This window comes from Streptomyces sp. CB02058, from assembly GCF_001905505.1.
Lineage (GTDB): Bacteria > Actinomycetota > Actinomycetes > Streptomycetales > Streptomycetaceae > Streptomyces.
Genome location: NZ_LIPG01000012.1, coordinates 1 through 18,275, shown reverse-complemented (window position 1 = coordinate 18,275; position 18,275 = coordinate 1). Strand labels below are relative to the sequence as shown.

12 protein-coding genes are annotated in these 18,275 nt (G+C 70.8%); 7 read left to right on the top strand and 5 right to left on the bottom strand.

All coding sequences use genetic code 11. The features are described 5' to 3' along the window. Together AMK10_RS36440 and AMK10_RS36435 are read left to right on the top strand one after the other, a co-directional pair. The gene (locus tag AMK10_RS36440; RefSeq protein ID WP_073754030.1) at nt 1–1,779 is read left to right on the top strand and encodes an AMP-binding protein; all 1,779 of its coding nucleotides are present in this window, start codon (nt 1–3) and stop codon (nt 1,777–1,779) included. 22 nt (nt 1,780–1,801) lie between these two features. Next, nucleotides 1,802–2,578 carry an O-methyltransferase gene (locus AMK10_RS36435; RefSeq protein ID WP_073754028.1) on the top strand — a complete coding sequence of 259 codons (777 nt, stop codon included), beginning with the start codon at nt 1,802–1,804 and terminating at the stop codon, nt 2,576–2,578. A 65-nt stretch (nt 2,579–2,643) separates the two neighbouring features. Here AMK10_RS36435 and AMK10_RS36430 read toward each other — a convergent pair whose 3' ends face one another. The 5 genes from AMK10_RS36430 to AMK10_RS36410 form a co-directional block, all read right to left on the bottom strand. Further along, nucleotides 2,644–3,681, bottom strand: coding sequence for a ketoacyl-ACP synthase III family protein (locus AMK10_RS36430; protein ID WP_073754026.1), 1,038 nt, complete (start codon nt 3,679–3,681; stop codon nt 2,644–2,646). Between the two features lie 14 nt (nt 3,682–3,695). Continuing rightward, nucleotides 3,696–5,837 (bottom strand): alpha-ketoacid dehydrogenase subunit alpha/beta, encoded by a 2,142-nt coding sequence (locus AMK10_RS36425; RefSeq protein WP_073754024.1) that lies wholly within the window; start codon nt 5,835–5,837, stop codon nt 3,696–3,698. Between the two features lie 70 nt (nt 5,838–5,907). Next, nucleotides 5,908–6,663, bottom strand: a complete 756-nt coding sequence (locus AMK10_RS36420) for a thioesterase II family protein (protein WP_073754022.1) — start codon at nt 6,661–6,663, stop codon at nt 5,908–5,910. A 53-nt stretch (nt 6,664–6,716) separates the two neighbouring features. Continuing rightward, on the bottom strand, nt 6,717–7,901 hold the full coding sequence (locus tag AMK10_RS36415; protein ID WP_073754020.1) for an NAD(P)/FAD-dependent oxidoreductase: 1,185 nt from the start codon (nt 7,899–7,901) through the stop codon (nt 6,717–6,719). Nucleotides 7,902–8,077: 176 nt separating this feature from the next. After that, on the bottom strand, nt 8,078–8,956 hold the full coding sequence (locus AMK10_RS36410; protein WP_073754018.1) for a pyrroline-5-carboxylate reductase family protein: 879 nt from the start codon (nt 8,954–8,956) through the stop codon (nt 8,078–8,080). A 129-nt stretch (nt 8,957–9,085) separates the two neighbouring features. Between AMK10_RS36410 and AMK10_RS36405 the strand changes: the two genes are divergently transcribed. The 5 genes from AMK10_RS36405 to AMK10_RS36385 form a co-directional block, all read left to right on the top strand. Beyond that, on the top strand, nt 9,086–9,688 hold the full coding sequence (locus tag AMK10_RS36405) for a sugar O-acetyltransferase (protein ID WP_079181033.1): 603 nt from the start codon (nt 9,086–9,088) through the stop codon (nt 9,686–9,688). A 77-nt stretch (nt 9,689–9,765) separates the two neighbouring features. Next, nucleotides 9,766–10,896: a DNA polymerase III subunit beta gene (gene dnaN / locus AMK10_RS36400; protein WP_073754014.1), complete on the top strand. Its 1,131-nt coding sequence runs from the start codon at nt 9,766–9,768 to the stop codon at nt 10,894–10,896. Between the two features lie 19 nt (nt 10,897–10,915). Beyond that, entirely contained in the window at nt 10,916–11,272 is a 357-nt protein-coding gene (locus AMK10_RS36395; RefSeq protein ID WP_073754012.1) for a tRNA-binding protein, read from the top strand. Nucleotides 11,273–11,513: 241 nt separating this feature from the next. Further along, on the top strand, nt 11,514–12,845 hold the full coding sequence (locus AMK10_RS36390) for an NAD(P)/FAD-dependent oxidoreductase (protein ID WP_073754010.1): 1,332 nt from the start codon (nt 11,514–11,516) through the stop codon (nt 12,843–12,845). Between the two features lie 127 nt (nt 12,846–12,972). After that, nucleotides 12,973–18,275 (top strand): non-ribosomal peptide synthetase (locus AMK10_RS36385; protein WP_073754008.1); only part of this gene is annotated, 5,303 nt, incomplete at its 3' end.

Sequence of the window (18,275 nt, the reverse complement as noted above, 5' to 3'; positions counted from 1 at the left end):
GTGACCGTATCCGGCACGGACGCCGCACCCGGCGATCCCACCACGGCGTTCCGGCAGGCCCGGGACGTGCTGCTGACCCACCACGACGATCATGAGCGGGCCTGCCGGGAGTTCTCCTGGCCCCGGCTCACCGCCTTCAACTGGGCCCTCGACTGGTTCGACGTGGTGGCGCGCACACCCGAGCGCCGCGATGCGACCGCGCTGCGCGTGATGGACCTGGCGGCCGGCACTGGCAGTGACACGTCCCTGACGTACGCCGAGATGTCCGAGCGCTCCGGCCAGGTCGCCACCTGGCTGGCGGAGCTGGGCGTACGGCGGGGCGACCCGCTGCTGCTCATGCTGGACAACCGGGTGGGCCTCTGGGTCACCCTGCTGGCCGCGATCAAACTCGGCGCGGTGGTCGTCCCCGCCACCACTCTGCTCGGCGAGGACGACCTGAGCGTCCGCATACGGCAGGCCGGCGTGCGGCACGTCGTGACAAGGGCCGCCGACACCCCGAAGTTCCGCCGAATCCCGGGAATCCGGACGAGGATCGTCAGCCTGTCCGCCACCGACGGCCACGCCCCCGAGGGCTGGCACGACCTGGCCACGGCCCTTGGGGTCGGCTCCGCCTTCCGGCCCGAGGGGACCACCCTCGCCACGGACCCGCTCTTCCGGTACTTCACCTCCGGCACCACCTCCCGGCCGAAGCTGGTGGAGCACAGCCACGCCTCATACCCCGTGGGCCAGCTGACGACCATGTACCTCGTCGGCCAGCGCTCCGGCGACACGCACACGACGATCGCCCAGCCCGGCTGGGCCAAGCACGCGTGCAGCATGGTCTTCGCGCCGTGGTCCGCCGAGGCGGGCGTACTGGCCCTCGCACAGCCCCGCTTCGACGTCGAGGCGACACTGGACGCGCTGGTCAGGGGCGAGGTGACCACGTTCTGCGCGCCGCCGACCGTCTGGCGCATGATCGTGCAGCGGCCACTGGACCGGTGGAAGGTCTCGCTGCGCGAAGCTGTCTCCGCCGGTGAACCGCTCAACGCGGAGATCATCGAACGGATCCGGAGGGCCTGGGGGGTGACCGTCCGTGACGGCTATGGGCAGACGGAGGCCACCGGACTGGTGGGAAACCCACCGGGCCTCCCGGTCAAGCCCGGGGCGATGGGCCGCCCGCTGCCCGGCTACCGGGTCGAACTGCTGGGCCCGGACGGACTCCCCGCAGAGGAGGGAGAGATCTGCCTCGACGTCACCGAGCGCCCGCTGGGCCTGCTGACCGGTTACGCCGACGACGAGGGACAGCCGCTGGACCCCTGCGCCGGGCGGTGGTACCGCACCGGGGACGTGGCCCAGCGGGACGCCGACGGCTACTACACCTACGTGGGGCGGCAGGACGACGTCTTCAAGTCCTCCGACTACCGCATCTCACCGTTCCAGTTGGAGAGCGTGCTGCTCCAGCACGAGAGCGTGGCCGAGGCCGCGGTGGTGCCCGCGGCCGACGAGAGGCGACTGGCCGTGCCCAAGGCCTATGTGACCCTGACCGCCACCGCCGAACCGTCGCGCGAGACGGCCACCGAGCTGTTCACCTTCCTGTCCACGCGCCTGGCTCCTTACCAGCGCATCCGCCGGATCGAATTCGCGGAGTTGCCGAAGAACTCCTCGGGGAAGATCGAGCGCTCCGTACTGAAGGCCTTCGAGACGTCGTCCGTGCAGCGGAGGGACACCGAGTTCCGCGAAGAAGACCTGCTGAACCGACGCCTGCCGCAGCAGGACTCATCACCCGTCGTACCCAACTGACCCACGAAAGAGGGGGAACTCCGTGTTCCATCGCAAGGACGTAGTTTTCAAGAAGCCGTCGATCTTCCAGCCGGGAATCGAGGAGTACGCGGAGGCTCATTCGACGCCGTCGTCCGAGGACCTGGAGGAGCTGCACGCCGACACCGAGCGGCTCTGCCCGGAGTGGGCGGACATCGCGACGTCGTCGGCGCAAGTGTCCTTCCTGTCGATGCTGGTCGACACGGTCGGCGCCAGGCGCATCCTGGAGATCGGCACGTTCACGGGCCACGCCACCATCGGACTCGCCGCCGCGCTGCCGGACGACGGTGAACTCGTCACCGTCGACAGCTACGTGGCCGACGAGCGGGCGCGTGACCTCGCCCTCAAGGCCTTCGCGCGCAGTGCCCACGGCCACAAGATCAAGCTCGTGGAGGCCGACGCGCTGGAAACCCTGCGCAGCCTGGAGGGCTCGTTCGACTTCATATTCGTCGACGCGGACAAGCCGAACTACGCCCAGTACTTCGACACGATCCTCGAGCGCGGGCTGCTCGCCGACAACGGGATCCTGGCGATCGACAACACCCTGTGGGGTGGCATCGTCGTGGACTCGCTGACCAAGAAGTCCGAGGACGCGGACCGGATCCTCGCCGCCGGGGACGAGCAGCAGGCCGTCAGCGGTGACGAGTGGCTCTCCACCATGCTCACCGAATGGGGCGCCTATGTGGTGGCCTTCAACGACAAGGTGGCCAAGGACCCGCGGGTGCGGGCCGTGATGCTGACGGTCAAGGACGGCATCACGCTGGTCCGGCACGCCCGCTGAGACCTCCAGGACATCGATGCCTCGGGCCCCGCGTCGGGGCCCGAGGCATCGACATGCCGCCCGGCCTACCAGCCGGGCGCCCGGAGCACCTCGAAAACCGCCGCCGTCCACAGATAGCCGATGCCCACCCCGATGGTGAGGATCAGGTCGCCCCGGCCGGCGCGCCCGCCGGCGAGCAGGTGATCGAGGCCCGCGAACTGGTCGCCCGCGCCGAGATGCCCGTAGTCCTGCGCCCAGGCGTAGACGGTGCGCTCCGGGTCGATGCCCAGCTGGGCGACGTAGGAGTACTCCACGATGGTCCGCCCGATGGCCGGGTGCACCACGAACGCCACCTCTTCCAGCTTGGTGTCGGCGTCGGCGAGCGCCTGGCGTACGACCAGCTCCAGGCTCTCACCGGTCCGGGCGATGACCTCGTCGTAGCGGAACGGGTCGGCCAGCAGGTAGTCCCGGGTGCGGGTGCGCAGGTCGACGGGCCACTCGGCCGGGTCGGGGCCGGCGGACCAGCCGCCCGTGCCCCGGTACACCGGCTCCAGCGCGGGCACGGAACGGGAGGCCGTCGACCGCAGGCGCGCGACACCCTCCCGGCGGGACAGCACCACTGCGGTGCCGGCGTCGCCGTACACCTGCTGGTTTTCGGTGCGCCAGCGGTCCACGTAGGGCAGCCGGAAGGCGTCGCCCGTGGTGATCAGCGCGGCGGTCGCGTCGGGCCGGGCGGTCAGCTGCGCGGCGGCCAGCTCCAGCGCGGCGAGGCCGCCGTTGGAGCCCTGCCGGACTTCGACCGCCGGACCGTGCCCGCCGACCGTCTCCCGCTGCACGTAGTGGGCCGGGGTCCAGAAGTCCCGCCCCTGGTAGCCCATGCACCCGTGCACCACCCACGCGAAGTCCTCTGCGGGGTGCCCCGAGCGCTCCAACGCCCGTTGGCCCGCCCGCGCCGCCAGGACGGCCGGCGCCTCGTCCTCTCCGGCGGTCCGCACCGAGCGGATGCCGTTGGACGCGTGTTCCTCGGCGGAGTAGCGACCCGCCGCGATCGCCTCCTCCGCACGTTCCACGTGCTCGGGGAAGTGTGTCCCGGTGCCCGCCAGATAGAGATGGTTCCAGCGCATTGCGACCTCCCGGGTCAGTGGGCCTTCAGCAGTTCGTGGACCGCGGTGACGATGTCGGCGGTGCCGATGACCGCCTGCTGCTCCAGCACGGGTGCCACCGGCTGTACGTCGGCGCAGGCGAGGTACGACAGGCGGTGGACCCCGGCCTGCCGGCTCACGAGGTCGGCGATGAGCCGCGGCGCGATCGACTGGCCACGTGCCGCGGGGTCGACGAACAGACCGTGTCCGGTGCGGGCCAGGGATGACTCCAGGGTGGCCCAGTCCGTCGAGAGGGAGTCGAGCGCCCGCAGGTCCACGACCTCGGCCGAGCGGCCCGCCGCCGCCAGCTCGTCGGCGGCCGCACGCGCCCAGTTCACCCCGATGCCGTACGAGAAGACGCTGACGTCGGTGCCCTCGCTGACGACCCGTGCGCCCTCCAGGGGCAGGCGGCGGGTGAAATCGTCCTCGGAGAGCTCGAAGACCTCGTCGTACAGCGAGGCGAACTCGATCAGCAGGACCGGGTCGTCGCACCGCAGCGCGGAGTTCAGCGTTCCCAGATACTCCTGGGGGTCGGTCGGGGCGTACACGCGCCAGCCAGGGAAGGAAGTGAACAGGCCGGCCGGATTCAGTCCGTGCTGCGGTCCGTAGCCGCGTCCGATCGGCACCTTGGCCCGCACGATCACCGGCGCCTTTGCCGTGTTGCCGTACAGCGCGCGGATCACGCCGATGTGGTTGAACAACTGGTCGGCGGCGATCAGGGCGAAGCTGCCGTACATCAGCTCCACGACGGGGCGCACGCCCGCCATGGCGGCCCCGCAGGACATGCCCACGAAACCGGCTTCGGAGATGGGCATGTTGACGATGCGCGAGCCGACCAGGCTCCGGTCGAGACGGCCGGCCTGCCAGAGCAGACCGCCGGGGTTGGCGACCTCCTCACCGAGGAAGACCACGTCGGGCGAGTCCCGCAGGGCGCCGGCTATGCCCTCCGCGATGGCGTTCTTGAAGGTCCACTTGGTGCGCGGTGCCTGCTCCTCCGTGCTCGCCCGCTCCTCGCGCTCCTCTCGAGCCTCCCGCGCGGGGCCGCGCAGCAGAGTGCGGACGTCCAGGACCGGCGGGACCGTGCTCGGCGCCGGCGTGGCGTCGAAGGCCCGCTCGACGAACGCCGTCGCGGCCGCGCGGATCGCCTCGTCCTCGTCGGCCGTCAGCAGTCCGTGGGCCGTCAGTGTCCTCGGCAGCGAGGCCATGGGGTCGCGTTCCAGCCAGGCGTCCTCCTCGGCCGCGCTGCGGTACCCGACGGCGCTGCCCCGCTCGGGGCCGGTGTGGTCGAAGTGCCGGTACGTCTCCACCTCGATGATCGCGGGCCCCGCTCCGCGCCGCATCGAGGAGAGGAGGTCCTCGGCCGTCCGGTGCAGCCCGGCGTGGTCACCGCCCTCGACGGCTGCGGCCCGCAGCCCGTGGGCGAGGCCCTGGGAGGCCAGCGGCAGGACGGCCGACGCCTCCTCGGGCCGGGTCGCCTCGGCGTAGCCGTTGTTCTCCACGATGATGAGGAGGGGCAGGCCCAGGACACCCGCGAGGTTGGCCGTCTCGTGGAACGTGCCCTGGTTGACCGCGCCGTCGCCGATGAAGCACACCGCGCAGGCGCCGGTTTCCCGGAGTCGGTTCGCGTACGCCAGACCGGCGGCGAGGGGTATCCCGCCGCCGACGATGGCGCTCGACCCCATGAAGCCGACCTTCTCGTGGCGAAGGTGCATGGAACCGCCCACGCCGTGGTTCACCCCGGTCGGGCGGCCCAGAATCTCGGCGAACGCCGAGGTCAGCAGCGCGGCCGCGGCCGCGGGCGGGGCGTCAGTGAGGGGATTCCAGGCGTCCGCGACCGTACGGGCCAGTCCCTGGGCCAGGAAGTGGTGGTGGGAACGGTGGGTACCGACCACCTGGTCGCCGTCCCGCAGGTGTCTGCAGACCGCCACGGCCACTCCTTCCTGGCCGATGGAGGTGTGCAGGGGACCCGAGACCTCGCCCCGGTCCGCGCACTGGAGCAGCCGCTGCTCGAAGGCGCGGATCGTGGCCATGTCGAAGAGCGTGCGCCGAAAGGCGTCCCGTCCGATGTACCGGAGGTCGGACGGCTCGCCGTGCTGGTGGGCGACGCGCCCCGAGGCCTCGATGTATTCGTTCCGCATAAGGATGACCTCACCCGTGGTGGCTGACGTGGATGGTGTGAAGAGGACCGAGCTAGGGGGGTGGGTCGGTTCAGTCCTGGCGCAGTTGCTCGGTGATGTCCGCGACGAGATCCTTCTCGCGTGGCACCACGTAGAAGTGGTCGCCTTCGAAGATCCGGAGGCGGAAACCGGCGGCGCTCACCGCGCTCCAGCCCTCCACGTCCGCCGTGGAGACCTCGGGGTCGGCGTCAGCGCCGTACGCGGCGATCGGGCTCTTGACGGTCCGCACCTCCCGTGGCTGGTAGTCGCGCACCAGGCCGTAGTCCGCGCGGATCGCTGGAAGGACCAGCTCGCGCAGGGCCAGGTCGTCCAGAACGGCGCCGCTGTTGCTGTCCAGCCGCCGTACGTCGGCGATCAGCGCCTCGTCGTCGTCCAGGTCGAAGTGGTACGCGGGCAGCAGCTGGGGGGCGGGGCGCGCGGAGACCATGAGCCGGTGGAGTGTGAAGCCGTGCCGCGCTTCCAGGCGGACGGCCGTCTCGTGGGCGATCGAGGCGCCCATGCTGTGCCCGAAGAAGGCCAGCGGCCGGTCCAGCAGCGGTGTCACCGCCTCGGCTATCGCGTCCGCGAGCGGCTCCATCGTCGTGATGAAGGGGTCGGCCAGGCGGTCCTCGCGGCCCGGGTAGCGCAGCGACAGCACCTCCACGTCGGAGGGCACCTGTTTCGGCCAGGTGCGGAAGAAGCTCGCGGTGCCGCCGGCGTGCGGGAAGCATAAGAGCCTGATCCGAGGATCGCCGGCCGGTAGGTGGCGTCGGATCCAGCGGCTGGCGGGGCCGGTCGGAACGATCATGACGGGACTCCGGGAATCGGTGGGTTCGAGGCGGATACGGCTGGCGCCGGCGATCAGTAGAGGAGGTCCAGCAGATCGGGCGTGTACAGATCCTCCGTCGCGCAGTCCCCGGCCACGGCGGCGAAGTAGCGCTCGGTGAACTCCGGCTTGCTCGCCACCGCCCGGAGCATGGCCAGCCGGTCCTTGCGCACGGTCAGCGCCGCGGTGAACAGTGTGCTCTGGTAACCGTCGACGAGCAGGTCCTCGTGGCCTTCCGCGTACGTCCGCAGGGCCTCTTCCAGCCGCGCCGGTTCGCGCAGGTCCTCCCCTACCGCCCCGGCGAGCGCCTCGGCCTGGAGGAAGGCGTCGGTGATGCCCTTCGCGGTGATGGAGTCCTTGTGGTGGGCGGCGTCCCCCACCAGGGCCCAGCCGGGGCCCGCTGCCCTGCGGAAGAAGTTCCGCTGGTCTCCGCTGCCGTAGAACTTGTCGGCCTGCTCCCGGCCCGCCATCCGGTCGTACAGCGTGGGCGCCGTGGTCCGTACGGCGTCCAGGTAGGCCGTCCCGACATCCGCCCGGACCCGGTTGAACTCGGCTTGCGGGAAGTACGAGGCGACCAGGGTCAGTCCGTCGTTCGTCGGGATCACGCCGATCCAGCGGCCGGGCGTCTCGTGCAGCTCGAAGTGGTCGGACACGCCTTCCCAGTAGGTGTAGTACGCGCAGGTCATGAGCGGGTCCTCGGCGACGAGGGGCGCCTTGACCGCCTCGGCCACCCGGGAGCGCATGCCGTCCGCGCCGACCACCAGCGCGGCGCGCTCCTCCACCACCGCGCCGCCGGAGGTGCGGCAGCGCACGCCCACCACGCGGTCGTCCTCGAAGAGCACGTCCTCGACTGTGCAGCCCTCACGGAACTCCGCGCCCGCCGCGACGGCGGCACGGGCGAGGATCGTGTCGAGGTGGTGGCGCCGCGGGGCGTAGGCGGCGCGCTGCCCTGCCACCGGCCAGGAGCAGCCGGAGAGTTCGACGTCGGCGACCCGGTAGGTGACCCGGTCCAGCGCGGGGGCTCCCGTCGCGACGATGTCGTCCAGCACGCCCCACTGGGCGAGCCGGGCGACCCCTGGCTGATGGATGTAGAGGGTGGACAGCGTGTCCCGGGGGAACGTGGCCCGGTCGACCATCAGTACACGGTGGCCCGCCCGTGCGAGGAGAAGGGCCGTCGAGGCGCCGGCGCATCGGGCGCCCACCACTATCACGTCATACACGGCGTGCCACCTTCGGATCCGATGGGATGAGTTCACTGGGTCTTGGAGAGGTGCGCGGAGGTCGGGCCGAGCCTGAGCCGGCGAGGGGCCGCTCCGGGCCCGGTCCGGCGGGGCGGTTCCCGCTGGAGTTGATCATTAGCGCGAGAAGCTCATCCTCCAGGGGGAGTTGATGGGGGTCAAGTAGCTTCGGTCGGCGTCGGCGTGACGACCCGGGCGCGGTCCACGGCCGCCCGCACCGCCTCGGCCATGTGGTCCGACACGCCGTGACTCAGCAGCGAGTCGATGCCCGCGGCCGTGATCCCGCCGGGGGTGACCAGGGACGCCCAGGGTTCGGCCGACGCGGGGCCCGCCTGCCGGAGCAGGGCGGCGGCGCATTCGAGGGCCTCCACCGTGAAGAGCAGGGCGTGCTCCGGTGCGACGCCCCCGGCGCTCGCCGCCTCGCGGACGCCGGCGGCCGCGAGGGCGAGGAACGCCGCCCCGCTGCCGAGGGTCGACGCGGCCGTGTCCTGATGGGACTCCGGAAGGGGCACGAAGGTGCCGAGGGGGCGCAGGGCGGCCGTGACGCGTTCCAGGGACCCGGCGGGGCTGGACGGCGCCGTGGAGACCGCCAGCACCCCGGACTTCTCCAGCGCCGCGACGTTGGTGGCCACACGGAACGCGTGCACCGGCGTGGGACCCGCGGCCGACGTCAGTCGTGCCACTGAGTAGCCCGCCACGAAGGAGACGACGTACCGGGCCGGCTCCGCCACCCGCAGCGCCTCGGCCAGGACGGCGTCGGCCTGGTCCGGGCGTACGGCGAGGACCAGGATGTCCGCCCCCGAGGCCGCCTCGGCGTTGTCCTCGCCGGTCGCGATCCCGTATGCGGCGGCGATCTCCGCCGCGTGAGCGCGGGACCGGGTCGTGGCTCGGAGGCGGGACGGGGGATGTCCGCCGGCGAGAAGCCGGGCCACCACGGTGCCGCCGATGTGGCCCGCTCCGAGAACCGCGACAAGCGGAACCCGATCACCGGTAAACGGAGTCCGATGATCCGTAACTATGCTGTCTGTACGCGACATTGATCCCCCATCAGTTAATGTCCGAGTCTCCCACGACCGTGAAGCGGGACCGGCGCAGGAGGTAGGCTCGTGGGCGAGACAGGGCGGTCCAGCAGGGGGAGTTCGCCGGTGACGACGTACCGGGAAAAGATGACCGCGGGTGAACTCTTCGTATATGGCGACGAACAGCTGGCGGACGACCGCCTTGGCGCGGCGCTTCTCGTCGAGCGGTACAACGCGACCAGTGTCGGTGACGCGGACGGACGCCGGAAGATTCTCGAGGAACTCCTCGGCTCCGTGGGCGATGACATCGAGGTGCGTTCTCCGTTCCACTGCCTGTACGGCCGCAACATCTCCCTCTCCGACAACGTGTTCGTGAACTTCGGCGGTGTGTTCCTGGACACGGCCCCCATCCGGATAGGCGCCCGGACGCTGATCGGCCCGAACGTCCAGCTGCTCACCGCGACCCACCCGCTCGAACCCGGACTGCGCCGGCAGGGATACGAGTTCGGCGAGGAGATCGTCATCGGCGGTAACGTCTGGATCGGCGGCGGTGTCATCGTCTGCCCCGGCGTGACCATCGGTGACGACGCGGTGGTGGGAGCCGGCAGCGTGGTCACCCGGGACGTGCCGCACGGTGTCCTTGTGCGCGGGAACCCCGCCCGAGTCGTCGGCCCGTTGCCGTCGGGGGATGATTCCGACGCCTGGACCCGGCGGCCGGCGCGTGACGATGACGCCCCTCCCACTCCGTAGCTTGAGCGCCTTGGGGCCGGTCATGCTTGACTCGGTCCCCTGACAGAGAACGTGAACGACCCAGAGGTAGGGGCACCATGAAATTCCGAGTGGAGCGCGACGAGATCGTGGAGGCGACGGCGTGGGCGGCACGCAGTCTGGCCTCCAGGCCGACAGTGCCGATCCTCGCCGGCATTCTGCTGAAGGCCGACGAGAGGCTGACGCTCTCCGGTTACGACTACGAGGTCTCCACCCGCGCCGAAGTCGACGTCGAGGTCATCGAGCCCGGCAGCGCGCTGGTATCCGGCCGTCTGCTGGCCGAGATCATGCGCAGCATGCCGCCGGGTGTCATCGAGCTGGTGGGCGACGCGACCAGGGTCACGTTGGAGGGGAGCGGCACCCGCTTCACACTCCAGACGCTGCCGGTCGAGGACTACCCCGCCCTGCCGGTCGTACCGGGCCTGGCGGGTACGGTCGCCGGTGACGCCTTCAGTGCCGCGGTGGCGCACGTCGCCCTCGCGGCCTCGCGCGACGAATCGGTTCCCATCCTCACCGGCCTCCACCTGGAGGCCAAGGGCGATGTGCTCACCCTGGCCTGCACCGACCGCTACCGCATCGCCATGCGGGAGCTGAAGTGGAACCCCGTCGATCCCGACGTGTCGCTCAGCGCCGTCGTACCGGCCAAGGCGATCGCGCAGACCGCCAAGTCCATGCCGTCCGGTGCCGCCGTCTCGCTCAGCTTCGGCGGGAACGGCGAGTCCGGCGGGGCCGAGACCATCGGGTTCGAGTTCCAGGGCCGGTGGGCCACCTCGCGCCTCATCGGTGCCGAGTTCATCAACTACCGGCAGCGGCTGCCCCGCGAGTTCGCCACTCGCGCCGCCGTGCGCACCGCGCCGTTCATGGAAGCCATCAAGAGGGTGTCGCTGGTGGCCAACCGGAACTCCCCGGTGAGGCTGAGCTTCCAGGGCGGTGAGGTGATCCTGGAGGCGGCGACCGGCGACGAGGCCCAGGCCATGGCGTCGATGGACGCGCACATCGACGGCGAGGACATCGCCATCGCCTTCAACCCGCAGTTCCTCCTCGACGCGCTCAGTGCCGTCGAGACCGAGGTGGCCGTGCTCAACTGCCAGGCCCCGCTGAAGTCAGCCGTGCTGACCGGGCGGACCGCCGACGGCGAGGACGTGGCGGACTACCAGTGCGTCATCATGCCGGTCCGGATGTCCTACTAGAAATCGGAGCCCCTGGAACATGACCAGCAGCCAGGAACCCAAGCCCCAGAGCGATCCGGCTCACTTCTTCTCGACCGACATCCGGGTCGGCCGGGTCGTGTCGGTAGAACCCTTCCCGGAGGCGCGCAGGCCCGCCTGGAAACTCCGCGTGGACTTCGGCCCGTCGGTGGGGGAGCTGTCGACCAGCGCGCAGGTGACCAACTATCCGGCCGACGAGCTGAAGGACCGTCTGGTGGTGGGCGCCGTCAATCTCGGCAGAAAGCGCATCGCCGGATTCGCCAGCGAATTCCTGCTCCTGGGGTCGTACGACAAGGACGGGAGGGTGCTCCTGCTGTCTCCTGACGCAGGGGCCGGACCCGGTGACGTCGTCGGCTGATCTCCGGCGTCACGTCGCGGACTGGGGCCTGTCGAAAGTCAGTTGACGTTGTGTCAGGTCCCTTGATCGCCTACTCGGGAACCAGTGGATATGCCAAGATGACCCTGTCGCACAAGAGTGCGGAAGATGCCGGGCGTGACGGGGGAGACACGGTTCGGCCGGGCGCCCTCGGTGACGCCCTCTCTCCCTCGTCCCCTTGGCTCGTCCTTCGCGGCGCGAGCCAGGAAGCAAAGGAGTGTCAGTGGCGAATCCGAATGCGAACACTTTCGATGTCGTCGTCGTGGGCGGTGGCCCCGCGGGGTCGTCCGCCGCGGTGACGATGGCCCGCAAAGGACTCTCCGTCCTCGTCCTGGAGCGTGCGGCGTTCCCTCGGTTCCACATCGGTGAGTCCATGCTCACCTACACGTCCGCGATGCTGGACAAGCTGGGCGTGACCGAGAAGGTGAAGGCCGAGGGCTTCCCGGTCAAGACGGGTGCGGAGTTCTGTCACACCGGCGAGGGTTTCCACCGGGTCGACTTCACCGACCAGGGCGCGGGCCGCGCCCTGACCACCTTCCAGCTGGAGCGCGCCGACTTCGACGTGATCATGCTGGACCATGCCGCCGAGTGCGGGGCCACGGTCGTCCAGGAGGCGCGGGTCACCAAGGTCGACATGGAGGGTGACCGGGTCGTCGGCGTCACCTACACCGCCCAGGGCACCGAGCGCAGCGTCCGGGCGCGTCGGGTCATCGACGCCAGCGGCCGCGCCGGCCTCATCACCAAGAACGTGCTGCGCAGCCGCAAGTACCCCCAGACCACCCGGACGGTCGCCGTCTTCCGTCACTACATCGGTGTCGACGAGGCGACCAACCCCGGTGTCGAGGGCGACATCCAGGTCGGCGCCCACGCGGACGGCTGGCTGTGGGCGATACCCGTGCGCAAGGACAAGCTCAGCGTCGGCACCGTGATCCCCGCCAGCATGCTGCAGAGCGCCGAGTCGCCCGACGCCCTGTTCGAGGAGCACGTCAGCCGCGTCCCCCGCATCCGGCAGCGCATCGAGGGTGCCGAGCACAACGAGACCCTCGTCGAGAGCGAGTTCACGTACTACTCCGACCAGGTCGCGGGCCCCGGCTTCTTCGTCGTCGGCGACGCGGGCGCCTTCGCCAACCCGATCTTCTCCGCCGGCGTGTACCTCGCGCTCGTCTCCGGCACCCACGCCGGTGAGCTGACCGTCGGGCTGCTGAGCGGCGAGCGGGAGGAGGAGGCCACCGTCGACGAGTACCAGCGCTTCTACAAGACGGGCTACGACACCTACACCCGGCTGATCCACGGCTTCTACGACCATGACTACAACCTGGGCAAGTTCCTCAAGAGCACGGGTGCCCGCGTGGCCCCCATGTGGGTCGCCCGGCTCCTGGGCGGAGACTTCTGGAGCGAGAAGAACCCGCTCGGCCGTCACCTGCGCGAACTGCCCGACAACAGCACCTTCTCCCCGTACGAGCCGTCGTACGGGTGCCCGGTCTACCCCGGGCTCGACTCCACCGAGCCGGCCGACACCAAGCTGCACGAGCCGCTGACCACGGCGCTTGACTGATCCGAGGCCCGAGGTCCTTGTCGGGGCCGTGACGGTGCCGGCGCCCCACCGCGCTGGCGCCGCTTCGTACGCATGCCCTCGCGCGGCGACGCGGAGGGGCCGATCGTCTAGGGGAACGAGAATCAGGATGTCCGAATCGCAGAGCACCTCGCACTCGCTGCTCGCAGCGCAGACTGGTATCTGGATGGGGCAGTCCCTCGATCCATCGAGCCCTGCCTACCTGTGGGGCAACTACCTCGAGTTGCACGGCCCGATCGACGTCCCCTTGTTCCAGGCGGTCGTGGCCCGCGTGGTCGCCGAGAGCGAGACACTGCACGCGCGTTTCGTGGACGGCCCCGACGGACCGCGTCAGATATCCGTTCCGCCCACCGACTGGACCCTGCCCGTCGTCGACGTGAGCGACGAGCCCGATCCCCTGCGGACCGTCGACGCCTGGGTGCGCGACGACCTGGCGGCCGCACCGGACCTGCGCGACGGGCATCCCTTCCGCCAGGTGCTCTTCCGTGCGGCGCCCGACCGGTTCTTCTGGTACCAGAGCTACCACCACATCGTGCTGGACGCCTACGGGTCCGCCCTGATCAACCGCCGGGTGGCCGACCTCTACAGCGCCCTGCGGGCAGGCGCCGAGGTCTCCCCGGACAACCCGTTCGGTTCCATGGCCGCGCTCCTCGCCGAGGAGCGGTCCTACCTCACCTCCCCGCAGCACCAGGCGGACCAGGAGTTCTGGAGCGAGCGCTTCGCCGACCGGCCCGAGCAGATCAGCCTCACCCGCGCGTCCGCCGAGCCGCAGAACCGCTTCGTCCGCTACCGCCACGAGATGACCGCGGCCGCCACCCTGTCGCTGACGGAGGCCGCCGGTGCGTTCGGCACCCGCCCGTCACGCCTGCTGATCGCCTCCACCGCCCTCTACCTGAGCCGCCTCACGGGCAGCCGGGACGTCGTCCTCGGCCTGCCGGTCGCCACCCGTCTCGACCCGGAGGCCCGGCGCACCCCCGCCATGACGGCCAACGTCGTGCCCCTGCGCGTCACCGTGCACCCGGCCATGACCGCCGCCGAACTGGTCGCCCAGGTCTCCGGCGAGCTGAGATCGGCGCTGCGCCACCAGCGGCGCCGCGGCGAGGACATCCGGCGTGACCTTCAGCTGCCGGGCGCCCCGAGGCGATTCTTCGGCCCCGTCCTGAACGTCATGCGCTTCGAGACGCTGCGGTTCGGCGAGTGCGCCAGCACGATGCACAATCCCGCGGCCCCGCTGCTCGAGGACCTGTCGATCGTCGCCTACGACCGCCCCGACGCCGAGGGCCTGCGGATCGATGTCAACGGCAACCCCCGGCTGTACACCGCCGACGACCTCCAGGCGCACGGGTCCCGGCTCATCACCACCCTGCGCACCCTCGCGGACCACCCCGACCGGCCGACGGGCCGCCTGGACGTGATGTCCGCCGACGAGCTCGGCCGGGTGCTGCCCTCGGCGGCCCCGGGGCACCGCGCGGCCCCCCCGGGCACCCTCCCGCAGACCTACGCCGCCGCACCCCGGGACCCCTCGGCCACGGCCGTGGTCTGCGGCGGCACCACGCTGACGTACGCCGAACTCGACGCCCGGACCAACCGGCTGGCCCGGCTCCTGATCGAGGCGGGCGTGGGCCCGGAAACGGTGGTGGCGCTGGCGCTGCCCCGGTCTGTGGAGACCGTCGTCGCGGTGCTCGCCGTGAGCAAGGCCGGCGGCGCGTACCTGCCGATCGACCCGTCCCTGCCCGTGGACCGGATCGCCTTCATGGCCGCCGGCACCCGGCCCGTCGTGGGGCTCGCCCTGTCCGCCACGCGGGAGATCCTTCCCGCCTCGCTGCCGGTGCTCGTCCTGGACGATCCCGGGACCGCGGAGCGGGCGGCGGCCTTCGACCCCGCCCCCATCCGCGACGAGGAGCGGCGCGGGGTGCTGCGGCCGGAGCACCCGGCGTATGTCATCTACACCTCGGGGTCCACCGGAACACCCAAGGGCGTCGTGGTCTCCCACCACAACGTGCGGCGCCTCTTCACCGGCACCGCGCGGCAGTTCGCCTTCGGCCCCGACGACGTCTGGACGCTGTTCCACTCCTACGCTTTCGACTTCTCCGTCTGGGAGATGTGGGGCGCGCTGCTGCACGGCGGACGTGTGGTCGTCGTGCCCTTCGACGTGAGCCGGTCGCCCGACGACTTCCTGCGGCTCCTCGCCGACCAGCGGGTCACGGTGCTCAACCAGACCCCGTCGGCCTTCTACCAGCTCGTCGAGGCGGGCGGCCGGGACCCCGAGGCGGAGCGCCGGCTCGCGCTGCGCTGGGTCGTGTTCGGCGGCGAAGCGCTGGAACCCGCCCGGCTCGCCGGGTGGTTCGCCCGGCGTGGCGACACCGTGCCCACGCTGGTGAACATGTACGGCATCACCGAGACGACCGTGCATGTCACCCAGCTGCCGCTCGTCGTCGCGGACGCCACCGGCCCGGAGCCCTCCCGGAGCCCCATCGGCTTCGCGCTGCCCGACCTGTCCCTGTACGTACTGGACGGCGCGCTGCGTCCGGTGCCGGTGGGCGGGACGGGTGAGCTGTACGTGTCGGGCGACGGTGTGGCGCGCGGCTACGCCGACCTGCGGGGCCTGACGGCGGAGCGGTTCGTGGCCGACCCGTACGGGCCGGCGGGTACGCGGATGTACCGCACCGGTGACGTCGTGCGACGGCGGGCGGACGGCGGGCTGGAGTACCTGGGGCGTGCGGACGACCAGGTCAAGATCCGTGGCTTTCGCATCGAACTGGGTGAGATCGAGGCGGTGCTGGCTCGGCACGCCGGTGTCCGGGGCGCCGTCGTCCTGGCGCGGGAGGACACGCCGGGGGAGGTACGGCTGGTCGCCTATGTGATCCCCGGGGAGGAAGCTGAGGCCGACCCCCGGGAGCTGCGCGGGTTCGTCGGGGAGCGGCTGCCGGAGTACATGGTCCCGGCGGCCGTCGTCCTCCTCGACGCCTTCCCGCTGACCTCGAACGGGAAGGTGGACCGGCGGGCGCTGCCCGAGCCGCGTTTCACCACAGCCGACCGCCGCCGGGCGCGCAGCCCGCGCGAGGACATCCTGAGCGAGCTGTTCGCCGAGGTGCTCGGCGTGCCCTCGGTCGGTGTGGACGACAACTTCTTCGACCTGGGCGGGCACTCCCTGCTGGCGACGCGGCTGATCAGCCGGATCCGGGCCGTGCTGGGTGCGGAGGTCTCGATCCGGGCGCTGTTCGAGGCCCCGACCGTGGAAGGGCTGGCCCGGCGGCTGGACACCGAGACGCAGGTCCGTCCGCCCGTGGTACGCGGGACACGTCCCGAGGTGCTGCCGCTGTCGTTCGCCCAGCGCCGCCTGTGGTTCCTGCACCGCCTGGAGGGCATCAGCGCCACCTACAACATGGTCACCACCGTCCGGCTCTCCGGGGCGCTCGACGTCGAGGCGCTGCGGACGGCCCTCGGTGACGTGATGGCCCGGCACGAGAGCCTGCGCACGGTGTTCCCCGAGATCGACGGGGTGCCATGTCAGCTGATCCTCGGCCCCGCCGAGGCCGGGGACCGTTTCGCCTTCTCGCTCACGGACGTGACACCGGAGGAAGAGGACTCCGCACTGGCGGCCTCCGCCCGGCACGGCTTCGACCTGGAGCGTGAGCTTGCGCTGCGGGCGGAGGTGTTCTCGGTGGGTCCGCGGGAGCATGTGCTGGCGCTGGTGCTGCATCACGTCGCCGGCGACGGGTGGTCGTTGGGGCCGCTGACGCGGGATGTGGCGCAGGCGTACGGTGCGCGGTGCCGGGGTGAGGTTCCGGTGTGGGAGCCGTTGGCGGTGCAGTACGCGGATTACACGTTGTGGCAGCGGGAGTTGCTGGGGTCGCAGGACGACCCGGACAGCCTGCTCAGCACCCAGCTCGCCTTCTGGAAGGAGGCGCTGGCCGGACTGCCCGAGCAGCACTCCCTCCCCACCGACCGCCCCCGCCCCGAGGTGAGCTCCTACCGGGGGGAGGGCCTGGAGACTCGCTTTGGCGCAGCCGTCCACCAGGGCGTCGCCGACCTGGCCCGCCGGTGTGGTGTCAGTGTGTTCATGGTGTTGCAGGCGTCGTTGGCGGCGTTGTTCACGCGTCTGGGTGCGGGGACGGATATCGCGTTGGGTACGCCGGTGGCGGGGCGTACGGATGAGGCGTTGGATGAGCTGGTCGGGTTCTTCGTGAACACCCTCGTGCTCCGCACCGACACCTCCGGCGACCCGACGTTCCGTGATCTGCTGGAGAGGGTGCGGGAAGCCGACCTGGCCGCGTACGCCCACCAGGACGTGCCGCTGGAGAACGTGGTCGAGGTCCTCAACCCGCTCCGGTCCCTCGCGTACCACCCCCTCTTCCAGATCATGCTGGTGCTCCAGAGCGCCACGGGCGAACTGGCGGCGTTCGACGGCCTGCGGACCCGGTACCGCCCGATGGGCAGCGGTGGCTCCCGCTTCGACATGGCGTTGAGTCTTTCGGAGACCCGTGACGGGGATGGTTCCCCGGCTGGTCTGGACGTGGTTGTCGAGTTCGCCACGGATCTGTTCGACCGTGGCACGGTCGAGACTCTCGTCGCCCGTTGGGGGCGGTTGCTGGAGGCGTTCGTCGCGGCTCCGGACCGTCGGATCGGGTCGGTTGATGTGCTGTCCCGGGATGAGCGGCGTGTGTTGCTCGACGGGGTGGGTGATGGTGGTGCGGCGGTGCCGTGGGTGTCGTTGGCGGGGATGGTGGAGCGGCGGGTGGCGGTTGATCCGGACGCGCTTGCTGTGGTGTGTGGTGATCAGCGGTTGTCGTACGGGGAGTTGGACGCGGCGGCGGGCCGGTTGGCGGGTTTGTTGGTGGGGCGTGGTGTGGGGCCTGAGTCGGTGGTGGCTCTGGTGTTGCCGCGGTCGGTGGAGATGGTTGTGGCGGTGTTGGCGGTGAGTAAGGCGGGTGGTGCGTTTGTGCCGGTTGATCCGTCGTTGCCGTTGGACCGGGTGGCGTTCATGGTGGCTGATACGCGGCCGGTGGTGGGTGTTGTGCTGTCGGGGACGCGGGGGGTGGTGCCTGCTGGTCTGCCGGTGGTGGTTCTGGATGATCCGGAGACCGTGGCGGGTCTTGCGGGTATGGGGTCTGGTGTGGTGCGGGGTGTGGTGGTGCGGCCGGAGCATCCGGCGTATGTGATTTATACGTCGGGTTCGACGGGTGTGCCGAAGGGTGTGGTGGTGCCGTCGGCGCAGTTGATGAGTTTCGCGTCGGTGATGGCGGATCGGTTCGGGGTGGTGCCGGGGCAGCGGGTGCTTGTGGTGGCGTCTCCGAGTTTTGACGCGTCGGTGATGGAGTTGTTGATGGGGTTGCCGTGGGGCGCCGTTTTGGTGGTGGCTCCGGCGGGTGTGGTCGCGGGTGAGGAACTCGCTTCGCTCCTGCGCGAACA

Excerpts from the sequence above, each read along its gene's own strand:
- AMK10_RS36425 (WP_073754024.1), bottom strand. The coding sequence starts at position 5,837 with ATGCGGAACGAATACATCGAGGCCTCGGGGCGCGTCGCCCACCAGCAC.
- AMK10_RS36395 (WP_073754012.1), top strand. The coding sequence starts at position 10,916 with ATGACCAGCAGCCAGGAACCCAAGCCCCAGAGCGATCCGGCTCACTTC.
- AMK10_RS36410 (WP_073754018.1), bottom strand. The coding sequence starts at position 8,956 with ATGTCGCGTACAGACAGCATAGTTACGGATCATCGGACTCCGTTTACC.
- AMK10_RS36420 (WP_073754022.1), bottom strand. The coding sequence starts at position 6,663 with ATGATCGTTCCGACCGGCCCCGCCAGCCGCTGGATCCGACGCCACCTA.
- dnaN (WP_073754014.1), top strand. The coding sequence starts at position 9,766 with ATGAAATTCCGAGTGGAGCGCGACGAGATCGTGGAGGCGACGGCGTGG.
- AMK10_RS36405 (WP_079181033.1), top strand. The coding sequence starts at position 9,086 with ATGACCGCGGGTGAACTCTTCGTATATGGCGACGAACAGCTGGCGGAC.
- AMK10_RS36430 (WP_073754026.1), bottom strand. The coding sequence starts at position 3,681 with ATGCGCTGGAACCATCTCTATCTGGCGGGCACCGGGACACACTTCCCC.